Here is a 13,952-nt window from a genome sequence, read left to right as displayed (position 1 = left end):
CCGTCCGGCACCTCTCGGCGGCCGAGACGGCCGACGCCCGCCCCGCACCGATCGACATGTCCGTGCGCGTGGTGGAGGCCGACCCCGCGGTGACGGTCAACGGCGAGCCGCAGGGAGTCGTGACCAGGGGTCTCTGATCCGGTCACAGCAGTCGCCCTCCCCGGATGCTGACGCGCACGGGGCGGACCGCACGCGGAAGGCCCTCCGCGTCCGAGCGACGGACGCGGAGGGCCTCACCGATCCAGGGCGCTCAGGGGGCCGCAGTGACAGCCGCCTCCTCGCGGGCCGGAGTCTCGGGAGCCTCGCCCTCCTCCAGCCCCACGTCCTTCGTCTCCCGCCCGATCACCAGCGCCACCAGCGTCAGCAGGGCCATCGCCGAGAGGTAGACGCCGACCAGCCACGGGGAGCCGTCGCCGGCCTCCCACAGGGCCACCGCGATGAACGGGGCGACCGCCGCGCCGAGGATCGAGCTGACGTTGTAGGAGATGCCGGAGCCCGTGTAGCGCACGCTCGTCGGGAACAGCTCCGGCAGCAGCGCGCCCATCGGGCCGAACGTCATGCCCATCAGCGTGAAGCCGAACACCAGCCACAGCACCACGCCGACCGTGCCCAGGCCGATCAGCGGCACCCAGACCAGGCCGAAGACCAGGATCCCGGCCGTGACCGCGATCAGCGTGGCGCGTCGGCCGTAGCGGTCCGCGAGCGGGCCGGAGATCAGCGTGAACGCCGCGAAGAACAGCACCCCGAAGATCATCATCAGCACGAACGTCGAATAGCCGTAGCCCAGGCCCGGCACGTCCGCGTCCTTGGCCGCCCGTCCGTAGCTCAGCGAGAACGTCGTCATCAGGTAGAAGAGGACGTACGTCGCCAGCATGAAGAACGTGCCGAGGACGAGCTGCTTCCAGTGGTTCCGGAAGACCGTGGCCAGCGGCAGCTTCCGCACCAGGCCGGCCTCACGCGTCTTGGCGAACACCGGCGCCTCGACCAGGCGCATCCGCACCCACAGGCCGATCGCGACCATCACCGCGGAGAACAGGAACGGAAGGCGCCAGCCCCAGCTCAGGAAGGCCTCCGACGGCTGGGACGGGTCGGCGCCGGCCGAGGACGGCAGCAGTACGCCGATGATCAGGAACAGGCCGTTGCCGATGATGAAGCCCAGTGGGGCGCCCAGCTGCGGGAAGGTGCCGTACAGGGCGCGTTTGCCCTTCGGGGCGTTCTCGGTGGCGATCAGGGCCGCGCCGCTCCACTCGCCGCCGAGCGCGAAGCCCTGTGCCAGCCGCATCAGCACCAGCAGCGCGGTGGCCACCCAGCCGGCCTGCGCGTAGGTGGGCAGGACACCGATGAGGAACGTGGCGATGCCCATGGTGAGCAGGGAGGCCACGAGCGTTCCCTTGCGGCCGAGGCGGTCGCCGAGGTGGCCGAAGACCACCGCGCCGATCGGCCGGGCGACCATCGCGGCGCCGAACACCGCGAAGGACGACAGCAGCGCCGTGGTGGGGTCGCTGCTCGGGAAGAAGAGTGTGGGGAAGACCAGTACGGCGGCGGTCGCGTAGATGTAGAAGTCGTAGAACTCGATCGTCGTGCCGACGAGGCTGGCGACGAGTACGCGCGACCGCGAGTTGACGGGAGTCGGGGCCGGACTGGTGGTTGATGCGGGCATTTCACGGTCTTTCCACGGGGAACGATCGCTCCACATTCTCAGAAGGTCTCACGGCTCAGGAATGATGTTCCATCATGTGAGACGAATTCGCTGTGACCTGCTGCCGAAAATGCATGGCCCGGCGACCGTCGGCCTTCCTACACTCGGCGGGCAGGCGCGCGCCGTCCCCGGTCGGCGGCCCGCGCGCGTGGAGATCCGACCAGGGAAGGGAGCCCGGCCGTGCGTGACCACACCGCTGTCGCCGTCGTTCCCCGCTCCCGGTCCCGCCGGTCCGTGGTGATCCTCGTGTCTCCGGCCGCCCGGTGCCCGCTGCGCGGCCGGCACCGGATGCCCTGACGCACGTCGGACCGAACCCGTCCACGAGGGGTGCTCGGCGCCGTGCGCCGGGGGGAATCGCGCTGCCCTTTTCCGGTTCCATCCGAAAGGCCACGGGCCATGCGCACCACCGACCCACTCGCCGTCGTCCGCAACCTCGGCATCCTCGCCCATGTCGACGCCGGCAAGACCACCGTCACCGAGCGGATCCTGTACGCCACCGGCACCACCCACAAGCGTGGCGAGGTGCACGACGGCACCACCGTCACCGACTTCGACCCGCAGGAGCGCGACCGGGGCATCACCATCTTCTCCGCCGCCGTGACCTGCTCCTGGAACGGTCACCGGATCAACCTCATCGACACCCCGGGCCACATCGACTTCGCCGACGAGGTCGAGCGCTCCCTGCGCGTCCTCGACGGCGCGGTCGCCGTGTTCGACGCGGTCGCCGGGGTGGAACCGCAGAGCGAGTCGGTGTGGCGGCAGGCGGACCGGCACGGCGTCCCGCGCATCGCGTTCGTCAACAAGATGGACCGCGCCGGGGCCGACCTCGACGCAGCCGTCGCCTCCATCCGGCGGCGGCTGCACCCGGTCCCGCTCGCCGTGCACCTGCCGATCGGGGCCGAGGACGCCTTCGCCGGGGTCGTCGACCTGCTCGGCATGCGTGCCCTGACCTGGGACGACGAGGGCGAGGCCCGCGATCCGGCACCCGTGCCGGACGTCCTGCGCGAGGAGGCGCTGCGACGGCGCCGGCTGCTGGAGGAGGCCGTCGCGGAACTGCACCCGGCCGCGCTGGAGGAGTTCTGCGACACGGGCGCGCTCCGCACCGGGACGCTCACGGCGGCCCTGCGGGACCTGACCGCACGCGGTGAGGCCGTGGTCGTGCTGTGCGGCTCCGCCTACCGCAACCGCGGGATCGAACCGCTGCTGGACGCCGTCCTCGCCTACCTGCCCTCACCGCTGGACGTGCCACCGGTGCGCGGCACGCACGACGGCGCCGAGCAGGAACGGCCCGCCGACCCGGCGGCACCGCTCGCGGCGCTCGCGTTCAAGGTGAACGCCACCGCCACCGGACGCCTCACCTACCTGCGCGTCTATTCCGGAACGATCGAACAGGGGGACACCGTGTGGGACGCCACCGCCGGCCGCGCCGAGCGCGTCGGCCGCATCCTGCGCGTCCGCGCCGACCGGCACGCGCGCCTGGACCGTGCGGTCGCCGGCGACATCGTGGCCGTGGCCGGGCTGAAGGCCGCCCGCGCCGGCGCCACGCTGTGCGCACCGGACGCCCCGCTGGTGCTGGAGCCGCCCGGCACCGCCGAACCCGTCGTCTCGGTCGCCGTCGAGGCGCTGCGGAGCACGGACACCGGGCGTCTGGCGTCGGGGCTGGCCCGGCTCGCCGAGGAGGACCCCTCGCTGGTCGTGCGCACCGACGCGGAGACGGGCCAGACGGTGCTGTCCGGCATGGGCGAACTGCACCTGGAGGTCGCGGTGGAACGGATCCGGCGTGACCACGGGCTGGGCGTCGCCGTCGGCCGGCCCCGCGTCAGCCACCGGGAGACCGTGGGCCGCGGCGTGTCCGGGTTCGTGTACCGGCACGTCAAACAGGACGGCGGGGCCGGACAGTTCGCGCACGTGGTGCTCGACGTCGAGCCGCTCGACGGCACCGGGAGCGGCTTCGCGTTCCGGTCGACGGTCGTCGGCGGCCGGGTACCGCAGGAGTACGTCCGTGCCGTCGAGGCCGGCTGCCGGGACGCGCTCGCCGGGGGACCGCTCGGCGGACACCCGGTGACGGGTCTTCGGGTGACGCTCACCGACGGCTCGACGCACGTCAAGGACTCCTCCGACACCGCCTTCCGCACCGCGGGCCGGCTCGGACTGCGGGACGCACTGCGGGCGTGCGCGATGGTGCTGCTGGAACCGGTCGCCGAGGTCACGGTCACCGTGCCGCAGGACGCGGTGGGTTCCGTGCTCGGTGACCTGGCCGCGCGGCGCGGCCGGGTGACCGGTTCGGCCACCCGGGCGGGCGCGGCGGTCGTCACGGCGACCGTGCCGCTGGCCGAACTCTTCGGCTACGCGACCCGGCTGCGCAGCCGCACCCAGGGCCGCGGCACCTTCACCAGCCGGCCCACCGGCTACGCCCCGGCACCTGCCGGGGTGACCGCGCGGTAGGCGGCACGACTCGGCGGCCTCTCCCGGCCGGGGGAGGCCGCCCGTTGTCCAGCCCCGTGACGCCGCACCCCAGCAGGGCCTGGGCGGCCCGGCGACCTCGAGGCCGTCGCGGCCCCGCTCGGCCGGCTCGGCCTCGACTCCTGCGTCCCGCAGGCGGTGGCCGCGCCGGCCCACGTCGACCACGCCACCCCGGCCCGCACGACCGAGGGCTCGGGACGCCGGTGCGCGGACATGATCCGCGGGCATGCGGAGCGGGCGCGGACGGCGGCGCACATCTGTACGCGGGGCACCGGTTCAGGTGCCGCCGTTGAGCAGGGCGGCGGTGAGGACGTGACCGCCCACGCCCCAGCCGCCGTCGGCGACCTCGTCGACCAGCACGACGGTGGTGGCGCGGGCGCGTTCACCGTAGATCTCGGCGTACAGCTCCGTGGTGCGCTCGACGATCGTCCGCTTGTCCTCCGCGGTGAGGGTGCCGGCGGGGACCTTGAAGTGGGCGAACGGCATGACGGGTCACTCCTGACGCTCGGGGCCCGCGGCGGTGCGCGGGCCGGTGTGCCTCCACAGTGCGGGGTGCCGGCCCGCCCAGCCAGGGGATGCCGTCCCCTGGGTCGGCGAGGCGCGCGGCCCGAGAATGGGACGCATGGGTGCGGCGAAGTACATCGAGCTCGGGGCGTTCCTGCGGTCACGGCGGGACCGCATCCGCCCGTCCGACGTGGGCCTGCCCGCAGGACCCCGGCGACGGGTGCCGGGACTGCGCCGGGAGGAGGTCGCCCAGCTCGCCGGGGCGTCGGTCGACTACTACAACGAGCTGGAACGCGGAGCCGGTTCGCAGCCGTCGGAGCAGATGCTGGCCGCTCTGGCCCGGGCGCTGCGGCTGACCGCCGACGAACGCGACTACCTGTACCGCCTGGCGGACCGGCCCGTGCCCGCCCCGGCCGGCCCCGCCGCACACGTCCACCCCGGCATGCTCGACCTGCTCCAGCGGATGCCGTCGACGCCCGCCCAGGTCATCACCGATCTACACGTCACGCTGGTGCAGAACCCGCTCGCGGTGGCCCTGCTCGGCGACCACTCCGGCCTCCGCGGCCCCCGCGCCAGCTTCGTCCACCGGTGGTTCACCGAGCCCGAGTCGAGACTGCTCTACCCCGAGGCCGACCACGCGGGCCAGTCCCGCGCCTTCGTCGCCGACCTCCGCGCGGCCGCCGCCCGCCGGGACGCCAAGGACACCGAGGTCACGTCGCTGGTCCACACGTTGCAGCGGGCCTCGCCGGAGTTCGCCGCGCTGTGGGCCGCCCACGAGGTGGCGTTCCGTCGCGACGACCGCAAACGGATCCGGCACCCCGCACTCGGCGTCGTCGAGGTCGACTGTCTCAACCTGTTCAGCGAGGACGGCCGGCAGCGCCTGCTGTGGTTCACCCCAGCCGTGGGCACGGACAGCGCCGGCCTGCTCGACCTGCTGGCGGTGGTGGGCACGCAGGAGGTCTCCTGAGGCGCGTCGCATATGTCCCTTGCCGCGGCCTCGCGATGCGTGATCGGATCGGAGCAGCATCGCGTGCCGGTGGCGGTCTGCGTCAGGCATGGAGGTGCGGAACCGAAGGGACTGCCCTACGTGGCCTCCCACCACAGCGACCGTGCGGTCGCTTTGAGCCTGCAACTGTCACAAGCACATCAGGAACTGCGCCGCCGGCTGAACGACATCAAGGCGGATCTCGGACGCCGGCAGTTGAGCGACGACACACTTGTCACCCACTGCCTGGCCTTTTGCGACGCGTTGACGTCGCACCATCAGGGCGAGGACGACGGGATGTTCTCCCGGTTGCTGCGCGAGCGCCCGGATCTCGAGGCGACCGTCGCGAACCTCGTCCAGGATCACGGAATGATCGCTTCGATCCTGTCCCAGGTGCGTGAACTCGCCGCCAGGGCCGTCGAAGCGTCCGGTCCGGACCTGGAGGCGATCGGCCGTGAGCTCGACGGACTGGCGGCGATCATGGAAAGCCACTTCAGCTACGAGGAACGGGTGATCGGCGCGGCGCTGGACGACGGAGTCGACGACACCGACTGGGCCGACACGGTCTTCCGGTTCGAGGGACAGGTGAGGCCGGCTCCCTGAGAGCAACCGGCCTCACCTCCGCCTCACCTCACCGTCACGCACCGGCGAGCAGAGCCTCCAGTGCTTCAGCCGCGGCGGGGTGGGTGACCGTCAGGGCGCCGGCCGGCGAACCGGAATCGCCGGCCGACGCCCAGCCGGCGTCACAGCCCAGCAACTCACTCACCGCGTCGCACGCCGCCGGGTACGCGGCCAGCAGTGCCGCGCCCGGTGAGGCGGGCGTGCCGTGCCGCTGCCAGCCGTCCTCGCACCCCAGCAGCCCCGCCACCGCGTCGCACGCCGCCGGGTGGGCGGCCAGCAGTGAGGCGCCCAGGGGCGCCGGGGCGGCGGCCGCGCGCCGGGCGCGGGCACTGAAGGGGTCCTCCTGCGGCTGCCGCCACGGCGGCACCCACGCGTCCAGTGCAGGCAGCCGGCCCGGGAAGACGCGGCCCGCTTCGCGGATCAGCAGCGGGGCCAGGTCCGCGGCGCCCTTGCGCAGGGTGGTGATCAGCAGCGGCAGCCACGGGAGCAGCACCGTGTCCGGCAGGCGGCCGAACGCGTTCGACACCGCCTCCACCACCACGTCCGCCAGCCCCGGCACCGGCTCCAGCGCGTGCACGAAGCCGTTGAGGTAGCGCGGGTAGGAGGGCACCACCAGCGGGTTGTCCAGCAACGCGTCGCACTTGGAGCGCAGTTCGGCGCGTGACAGGGTGCCGAGCTGCACCTGTGCCGCCCACAGCAGGGCCGTCTTCGACGGGTCCTCCGGGTGCGACTGGGCGACCGCCAGCTCCAGCTGTGTACGGTCGCAGCCCAGCGACAGGGCCAGGCTCTCCATGCTGAACAGGAAGCCCAGCATCGCCGCGACCTGCCCCACCGTCGCGTCCTCGTCCCGGAACGCCGTCGGCAACAGCGTGCAGTAGTGGGCGTACCCCGTCCTGACGAACGACTCGATCCACGACGGCAGTTCCGGTTGGCTCGTGCGGTAGTACGCCAGCAGCGTCCGCGCCCGGCGCAGCACCTCCGGCGCCCCGTCGACCGTGCGTTCCGCGGACAGCACCTTCAGCGCGTGGGTGCCCAGCTCCTCCGCCAGACGCCCGCTGCGCAGGTACAGCAGGGTGTCCTCGACGGCCGCCAGCACGCCTGCCGTGGTCGCCCGCGGCCCGTACGCCTCGCGCCGCAGCCGCTGCTCCAGCACCTGCTCGACGCTGACGCCCTCGTAGCCGAGCTCGATGAGCGCACGCTGATGGGTGCCGAGGGCCAGGTCCCAGGACTCCTGGATCGACCGCTCACCGAGCCGCCGCTCACCCATGATCGGCCGGGCCGCGGCCGCCGGCATCAGCCGCCGCAGCATCCACAGCACGTCCGAGCACGCCTCCAGCTCCGGCCGGCCGGCCATGTCCAGCAACGCCCGCTGCACACCGCGCTGCTGCAGCTTGAGCTCCAGCGGTTCCAGCCGGTCGTACACGTCACGGGCGAGCGGCGGCAGCGCCTCGTAACCCACCTGCCCGACCCGGTCGCCGCCCATCATGATGTCGACGAGCCGCCGCACGTCCCGCCGCCCGGGCACGCTGTCCTTCTCGATGCAGGTGACCGCCGCGTCCTGGAAGTCGTACGGCGTCGGCTTGGCCCGGTCCCGCATCCCCGCGAGCAGGATCGACGTCTCGAAGACCGCGATGGCGTCCGCGGTGGAGGCGAGGTAGCCGTTGCGGCGGGCCGCCCGCACGATGTCCACGGACCAGCCGAGCAGTTCCGCCTCGTCCAGGCCGTCCAGCACGGGAGGCCGGCGCAGGAACCCGGACAGCCGGTCCGTGGCCGGCGCCGGGGCGGCCGGTGCGGCGCCGGCCGCCGCCTTCTTCGCGCGGGACTTCCGTGCCCCCGCCTGACCCTCCAGCCGGTACGGCTGTATCCGCGTCCGCTGCAGGCTCTTCTGCCACTGCGTCGCCGCGATCGACACCGAGCCGGGCGCCAGGCCGAACTGCGCCTCGATCGCCGCGTGACTCGACGGGATCAGCCCGTACTGCCAGGTGGTCGCCGTGCGCGGGGAGATGGTGAACCCGTCCGAGCGTCCGCGCACGCCGAACTCCTCCACCCGGCTCGCCGCGTGGAACGCCCCGCACACGTACAGGCAGTCCTCCGGGTCCGTGCCCGTCGCCGCCATGTGCTCGCGCATCCGCGTCCACATGTAGCGCTCGCGGTCCTCGTCCACCCGGACCCGGTCGCCGTCGCCCGGCGCCAGCCGCCGGAACAGGCTGCCGATGAGGAACATGACCTGGCGGTAGGTGTCGTGGTCGCTGTCCCCGAGCGGCACCTCGACGTACTGGTGCCACCACTCCGACCAGTGCCGCACCCTCCCGTGGCGCAGCAGATGCTTCTCCAGCTCGGCGAAGCGGGGGCGCAGGTCGCCGATCTCGACGCCGACCGCCTCGCCGTGCAGCGCGGCCTCCTCGGACTTCGGCGCATCCTCCGCGTCGGCCGAAGTCCCCTCGCCGTCCGTGGTGCCGGCGCGGTCCCACTGGAACACGTGGTCGGAGGAGCGGTCCACCAGGACCAGTTCGACGCCCGGGGTGTCCAGGGCGTAGGCGATGGCCTGGTACTCGGCGGACGCTTCCGTGATCGGCGCGACCACCGACAGCGGGGCCCACTCCTGGGGGAAGCCGTCGATCTCGCCGGCGAACGCCTGCACGGCCACGGGGAGCCGGCAGTTGCGCAGCTCGGTCAGCAGCGGCGCCATGTCCTCGCACAGCTCCAGGTACACCACCTTGGGCTGCTTCTCCCGCAGACGGCGGGCCATGGCCAGGGCGGAGGCGGGGGAGTGGTGGCAGACCGGGAAGATCTCCAGCGGCTCCCGCACCGCCCGGTCGACGTCGTCGACCATGCCGAGAAGGATGCCCTCCAGCGCGTCCGGTCCGCCCGCGAACTCGGTCGCCGCCTCCTGCAACTGCGTACGCAGTGCGGTGAACACACCGCTCTCCTGGTGCCCGCTCACGACAGGGTGGCGATCGCGTCGCGGCCGCCCTCGAGGAACTCGGGCCAGACCCCGCCCTCTTCCTTGCTGCGCGGCTCGACGACCCCGTGCAGATACTTGTTGAGGATGGCCAGGTCCTCCGGCTCGCGCCGGGTCAGCGAGCCCACCAGCGACGACGCCAGGGTACGGGCGGTCAGGGCGCGCTCGCCGAAGAAGTTGCTGTGCAGCACCGCGTCCTCCAGGACCCCGATCTGCTCGGCCGTCGACAGCGCGGACTCCAGCTTCTCGTCGTCGCTGCCGGCCGCCGCGGCGGAGGCCCGCAGGTCGGCGAAGCTCTGCAGCAGCACGTCGAGCAGCGTCGGCGGCACGTCCAGGTCGATCGCGTGCCGGCGCAGCAGCTCCTCGGTGCGGAAGCGGACGATCTCCGCCTCGCTCTTCTTGTTTGTCACCACCGGGATGCGGACGAAGTTGAAGCGGCGCTTCAGCGCGGACGACAGGTCGTTGACGCCCCGGTCACGGCTGTTGGCGGTGGCGATGATCGAGAAGCCGGGCTTGGCGAACACGATGTTGTCGTCACCGCCCCCGCTCTCCAGCTCGGGAACGGAGATGTACTTCTCGGACAGGATCGAGATGAGCGCGTCCTGCACGTCACTGGTGGACCGGGTCAGCTCCTCGAAGCGGCCGATGGCGCCGGCCTCCATCGCGGTCATGATCGGAGAGGGGATCATCGACTCCCGCGACTGCCCCTTGGCGATCACCATCGACACGTTCCACGAGTACTTGATGTGGTCCTCGGTGGTGCCGGCCGTGCCCTGGACCACCAGCGTGGAGTTGCGGCAGATCGCCGCGGACAGCAGCTCGGCCAGCCAGCTCTTGCCCGTGCCGGGATCACCGATGAGCAGCAGACCACGGTCGGAGGCGAGGGTGACGATCGACCGCTCCACGAAGCTGCGGTCGCCGAACCACTTCTGCGAGATCTCACGGTCCAGCCCGTCGGCCCGCTCGGAGCCGAGGATGAACAACCGCACCATCTTCGGCGAGAGGCGCCACGAGAACGGCTTGGGGTTGTCGTCGATCGACTCCAGCCAGTCGAGCTCCTCGGCGTACTTGATCTCGGCGGGGGCGCGCAGCAGTTCGGACATGAGGGATGAGCCTTTCGCAGTGAAGAACGAGAAGTCGAGAGGGTGAGAAGTCAAGAGGGGGAGAAGCCGAGAGAGCGAGATGCCGGGAAGGCGACGGTCACGTCAGGAACGTCTTCAGCTCGTGCACGAGCTTCTTGATGTGGCCCGATATCACCGGCGTGCCCAGGTCCTTGAACTTCTCCCGGAACCAGGGGTTGACGCTGCCGCGGCCGGAGCTGGTCACCGATCCCACCGGGATGAACTTCGCCCCGGAGCGGTGGATGGCGGCCATGCTCTCGAACAGCTCCTCCGTGCGCCATTCGTAGAAGTCGGAGATCCACACCACGACGGTGTTGCGTGGCTCGGCGATCTTGGGCTGGGCGAGCGCCATGGCGACCGTGCCGTCCGTGCCGCCGCCCAGCTGGGTGCGCAGCAGCGTCTCGAACGGGTCGTGCGCCCAGGGCGTCAGGTCCAGAGCCTGCGTGTCGTACGCGATCAGGTGCACGTCCACCTTCGGCAGGCCGGCGAAGATCGACGCCAGGATGGTGCAGTTGACCATCGAGTCGACCATGGACCCCGACTGGTCCACCACGACGATCAGCCGCTGCGGGGTCGTCTTGCGGCTGGTGTGCCGGTAGTAGAGCCGGTCGACGTAGAGCCGCTCCTGCTCAGGGTCCCAGTTGGTGAGGTTCTTCCAGATGGTGCGGTCCAGGTCGAGGTTGCGGAACACCCGCTTGGGCGGGACGGACCGGTCCAGCTCACCGACCGTGGCCTTCTCCACCTGCGTGCGCAGCACCTCGGTGACCTCGTCGACATAGCGCCGGATCAGCGCCTTGGCGTTGGCGAGGGCGACCCCGGAGAGGTTGTTCTTGTCCCGCAGCAACTGCTCGATCAGCGACATGCTCGGCGTCAGGCGCGAGGCGAGCGCCGGGTCGGCCAGCACCTCCCGCAGATGCATCCGCTGCACGAGACCGGCCTCGATGGAGCCCAGCTCCGGACCGATCTCGGGGATCAGCCTGCTCAGGTCGGGCGCGGGCGAGCCGACACCGGTGCCGGTCGGGCTGACGCCTCCGCCGGCGCCCGCCCGACTGCCACCGCGGCCGCCGCGCAGGTCACCGGGCCGGCAGCCCAGCGCCCGCTCCAGCCATCCGGCGTCCGACTGCCAGCGGGCCAACTGCTCGGCGGTGACCGTACCGCTGCCGGTCGAGAAGACGTTGAGCAGCACCTTCGACGCGAGCGCCGCCCGCCGCACCTCGGCGGCCCGGTCCCGCGCACCGTCCGCGTCCGGCTCCGGCGTCATCAGCCCGTCGAACTCGGCGGCCAGCTCGGGGTGCCGCTGCACCACCGAGTCGACCGACGCGGCCGGATCGAGCAGCGCCACCGGCAGACCGATGTCCTCGACCACGGCGACACTCGCCGACTCCAGCGACGCCTGCTCCTCCGGGTCGAAGAGGCGGGCCAGCAGCCGCCAGTACAGGACCTGCCGGCGGTTCTCGTCGGAGTCGGGGGCCGGGACGTCCCCCAGTGCGCCGGTGTTCTCCTCGCTCATTTCCGCAGCAGCCTTCCCGCGCGCTCGCGCAGCACGGTGACGGCGTCGGTGGCCGCCTTCTCGGCCCGTACGCCCGCCTTGTCGGCCGTGCCGCCGGCCCAGGCGCCCGCGTGCACGGCGACGGGCTTCTTCCGTACCGTCCGCTCGATGGCCAGCGGCTGGAGCAGGAACGCCCCGGCGTCCCAGCGCAGCAGACCGAGACACGCGGCGGACGAGGCCACGGCCTCGGCGGTCAGCGGACCGGCGGCAGGCACCCGGCCGGCGTCGACGGCGAGCCGCTCCCCGGCGACCCGGAAGGCGATCCCGTCCTCCTCCTCCTCGACGGCGTACCCCTCGAGCAGCACGGGCACGGCGATCCGCGCCGGATGCCGGTCCACCGGCGCCACAGGGGCGGAGACCGCCGTGGGCAGCGCCACCCGCGCGGTGGTGAAGACCTCCGCGGGCTCACCCGGCGTGGCGCGGGCATCGTCCCAGATCAGATCGCCCTCGGCGGTGACCGGCATGGAGTCGAGCTCCATGGCGCGGCCCTCGCTCACGGCGGCCAGCAGCGACATGTGCGGCCGCAGCAGCTGCCACAGCCCCGCGCCGACGACGGTGTCCGGCTTGGGCGCGAACACACTGGCCCGCACCAGGCGGGGCGTCCCTCCCTCCGACGGCTCGAACACCGCGTGCACCTGCGCCTGCACCGCGGTGGCGTGCTCGTGCAGATCGACACCGAGCGGCAGCAGACGGCCGGTGGCCTCCGTGACGGCGGTCGCCCGGTCCGCGCCGGGCAGCGTCAGCAGCATCGCCCGCGACCACAGGTCGGCCCACCGGCGCACCGGGATCCGCTCCAGCGTGGCGCCGGGGCAGGACGCGGCGAGCTCCGCGGCGAACCCGTCGAGCAGCGCGGTGAGCCGCCGCAGCGCCGGCTCGGGCAGCATCGCGGACACCACGGGAGCGGCGCCGCCGACCAGTTCGTGGTCGATGCCCTGCCAGCCGGCCCGCGCCAGATCGCACAGCCAGCCGCGCGCCGCCACCAGCAGGTTCACCGGATGCTCGGCGCCCGCGGCCGGAGCGGCGGACTCCTCGCCGCGCGGCCGCCCGACCGCCTCCTCGACCCGCGCGACGAGCGCGTCGTGCACGGAACCCAGCAGCGCGGTGCGCGCGGCGGCCAGCGCCGTGAAGTGGTCCTCGTCCGCGGCCCCCGCCGCGGTCTTCTCCGCCGCCTCGGCGACCCGCCCGGCCAGCGGCGACCCGGCGACGGCGTCGGCCAGCCCGGCCAGTCCGCCCGCCTGCGCCGGCTGCGGGCGCAGCAGTCCGCCGACGAGCACCTGGTCGAACCCGTCCACGACGGCCAGAGCCTCGTCCAGCCCGTCGACGGCGTCGGTCAGCAGATCCGCCCGCATCACGCCACCGCCCCGGTCGCCGGGAACCAGTGCATCTCCGGCAGGGGAGCAGTCGTCGGCGCGAACTCCAGGTAGGCCAGATGGCGCAGGAACCGGCTGAACACCTGGGCCGCCGCCGACCTGTCCCCCTGAGCGGGACGCGTCGCCGTCATGGCCGTGGTCAGACCGTGGGTGTCCGCCTGCTCACCGGCGACGTCCACCTTCAGGTACCGGGCCACGCGGTCCGCGCCGTACTGCAGCACGGCCTCCCCGATCAGCGCCCGTATGTGGTTGCAGAAGGCGCCGCGCGCCCCGCCGCAGGGCCGGTTGTTGTTCGTGCTGCACGAGAACGCGTACGTCCCCGCCTCCACCGACGACACGTACACCCGCCCGATGTCGGAGCCGCTGGACACCACACCCTGCAACCGCCCGTCCGCCAGCTCGACGAACGGCACCTTGGCGAGCTTCCGCGGCCGCGCGGACGGCACCACCCGCACCGTGCTCGACCTCTCCCAGAGTGACAACGCACCATCTCCCATGCATGCGAAAGGGGATGTCCTCGCCAGACCGGCGGAACACGGGGAAATCTATCGACGGCCACTGACAACGACTCCGGGCTGTGGACAAGTGCGGAGCTGTGGACGTCACCGTCACCCGATGGTGTGGCCGGCGCGCTCACCGGGGCGGGCCGCGCCCCTCGACTGGCAGGACAGCACGCCT

At 72.5% G+C, this 13,952-nt stretch carries 10 protein-coding genes; 3 read left to right on the top strand and 7 right to left on the bottom strand.

Annotated features, from left to right (window positions below):
* Positions 1–250: 250 nt before the first annotated feature.
* Positions 251–1,660, bottom strand: a complete 1,410-nt coding sequence (locus ACIQ8B_RS15325; protein WP_403547183.1) for an MFS transporter — start codon at positions 1,658–1,660, stop codon at positions 251–253.
* 435 nt (positions 1,661–2,095) lie between these two features.
* On the opposite strand from ACIQ8B_RS15325, the gene fusA reads away from it, so the two are divergent.
* Positions 2,096–4,144: an elongation factor G gene (gene fusA, locus ACIQ8B_RS15320; protein ID WP_403547182.1), complete on the top strand. Its 2,049-nt coding sequence runs from the start codon at positions 2,096–2,098 to the stop codon at positions 4,142–4,144.
* 294 nt (positions 4,145–4,438) lie between these two features.
* Here fusA and ACIQ8B_RS15315 read toward each other — a convergent pair whose 3' ends face one another.
* On the bottom strand, positions 4,439–4,648 hold the full coding sequence (locus ACIQ8B_RS15315) for a 4-oxalocrotonate tautomerase family protein (RefSeq protein ID WP_290011010.1): 210 nt from the start codon (positions 4,646–4,648) through the stop codon (positions 4,439–4,441).
* Positions 4,649–4,775: 127 nt separating this feature from the next.
* Between ACIQ8B_RS15315 and ACIQ8B_RS15310 the strand changes: the two genes are divergently transcribed.
* Positions 4,776–5,633, top strand: a complete 858-nt coding sequence (locus ACIQ8B_RS15310) for a helix-turn-helix transcriptional regulator (RefSeq protein ID WP_403547180.1) — start codon at positions 4,776–4,778, stop codon at positions 5,631–5,633.
* 120 nt (positions 5,634–5,753) lie between these two features.
* The gene (locus ACIQ8B_RS15305; protein ID WP_403547178.1) at positions 5,754–6,254 is read left to right on the top strand and encodes a hemerythrin domain-containing protein; all 501 of its coding nucleotides are present in this window, start codon (positions 5,754–5,756) and stop codon (positions 6,252–6,254) included.
* 34 nt (positions 6,255–6,288) lie between these two features.
* Here the strand turns inward: ACIQ8B_RS15305 and ACIQ8B_RS15300 are convergent, their stop codons facing one another.
* From ACIQ8B_RS15300 to ACIQ8B_RS15280, 5 genes are all read right to left on the bottom strand, one after another.
* Positions 6,289–9,216 carry a hypothetical protein gene (locus ACIQ8B_RS15300; protein ID WP_403547176.1) on the bottom strand — a complete coding sequence of 976 codons (2,928 nt, stop codon included), beginning with the start codon at positions 9,214–9,216 and terminating at the stop codon, positions 6,289–6,291.
* Positions 9,213–10,337, bottom strand: coding sequence for an AAA family ATPase (locus tag ACIQ8B_RS15295; RefSeq protein WP_290011006.1), 1,125 nt, complete (start codon positions 10,335–10,337; stop codon positions 9,213–9,215). The genes ACIQ8B_RS15300 and ACIQ8B_RS15295 overlap by 4 nt, the downstream gene beginning before the upstream one ends.
* 97 nt (positions 10,338–10,434) lie before the next feature.
* Entirely contained in the window at positions 10,435–11,865 is a 1,431-nt protein-coding gene (locus ACIQ8B_RS15290; protein ID WP_290011005.1) for a VWA domain-containing protein, read from the bottom strand.
* Positions 11,862–13,253: a hypothetical protein gene (locus ACIQ8B_RS15285; protein ID WP_403547174.1), complete on the bottom strand. Its 1,392-nt coding sequence runs from the start codon at positions 13,251–13,253 to the stop codon at positions 11,862–11,864. The genes ACIQ8B_RS15290 and ACIQ8B_RS15285 overlap by 4 nt, the downstream gene beginning before the upstream one ends.
* Positions 13,253–13,771 carry a hypothetical protein gene (locus tag ACIQ8B_RS15280; protein ID WP_403547172.1) on the bottom strand — a complete coding sequence of 173 codons (519 nt, stop codon included), beginning with the start codon at positions 13,769–13,771 and terminating at the stop codon, positions 13,253–13,255. Before ACIQ8B_RS15280 ends, ACIQ8B_RS15285 begins: the two co-directional genes overlap by 1 nt.
* Positions 13,772–13,952 lie beyond the last annotated feature (181 nt).

The organism is Streptomyces sp. NPDC096105 (genome assembly GCF_044763335.1).
Classification (GTDB): Bacteria; Actinomycetota; Actinomycetes; order Streptomycetales; family Streptomycetaceae; genus Streptomyces.
Note: the sequence above shows the minus strand (reverse complement) of the source record. Positions and strands in the feature narration are given on the sequence as shown.

Coding starts and splice junctions, on each gene's coding strand:
- ACIQ8B_RS15325 (WP_403547183.1), bottom strand. CDS start 1,660: ATGCCCGCATCAACCACCAGTCCGGCCCCGACTCCCGTCAACTCGCGG.
- fusA (WP_403547182.1), top strand. CDS start 2,096: ATGCGCACCACCGACCCACTCGCCGTCGTCCGCAACCTCGGCATCCTC.
- ACIQ8B_RS15315 (WP_290011010.1), bottom strand. CDS start 4,648: ATGCCGTTCGCCCACTTCAAGGTCCCCGCCGGCACCCTCACCGCGGAG.
- ACIQ8B_RS15310 (WP_403547180.1), top strand. CDS start 4,776: ATGGGACGCATGGGTGCGGCGAAGTACATCGAGCTCGGGGCGTTCCTG.
- ACIQ8B_RS15295 (WP_290011006.1), bottom strand. CDS start 10,337: ATGTCCGAACTGCTGCGCGCCCCCGCCGAGATCAAGTACGCCGAGGAG.
- ACIQ8B_RS15290 (WP_290011005.1), bottom strand. CDS start 11,865: ATGAGCGAGGAGAACACCGGCGCACTGGGGGACGTCCCGGCCCCCGAC.
- ACIQ8B_RS15285 (WP_403547174.1), bottom strand. CDS start 13,253: ATGCGGGCGGATCTGCTGACCGACGCCGTCGACGGGCTGGACGAGGCT.
- ACIQ8B_RS15280 (WP_403547172.1), bottom strand. CDS start 13,771: ATGGGAGATGGTGCGTTGTCACTCTGGGAGAGGTCGAGCACGGTGCGG.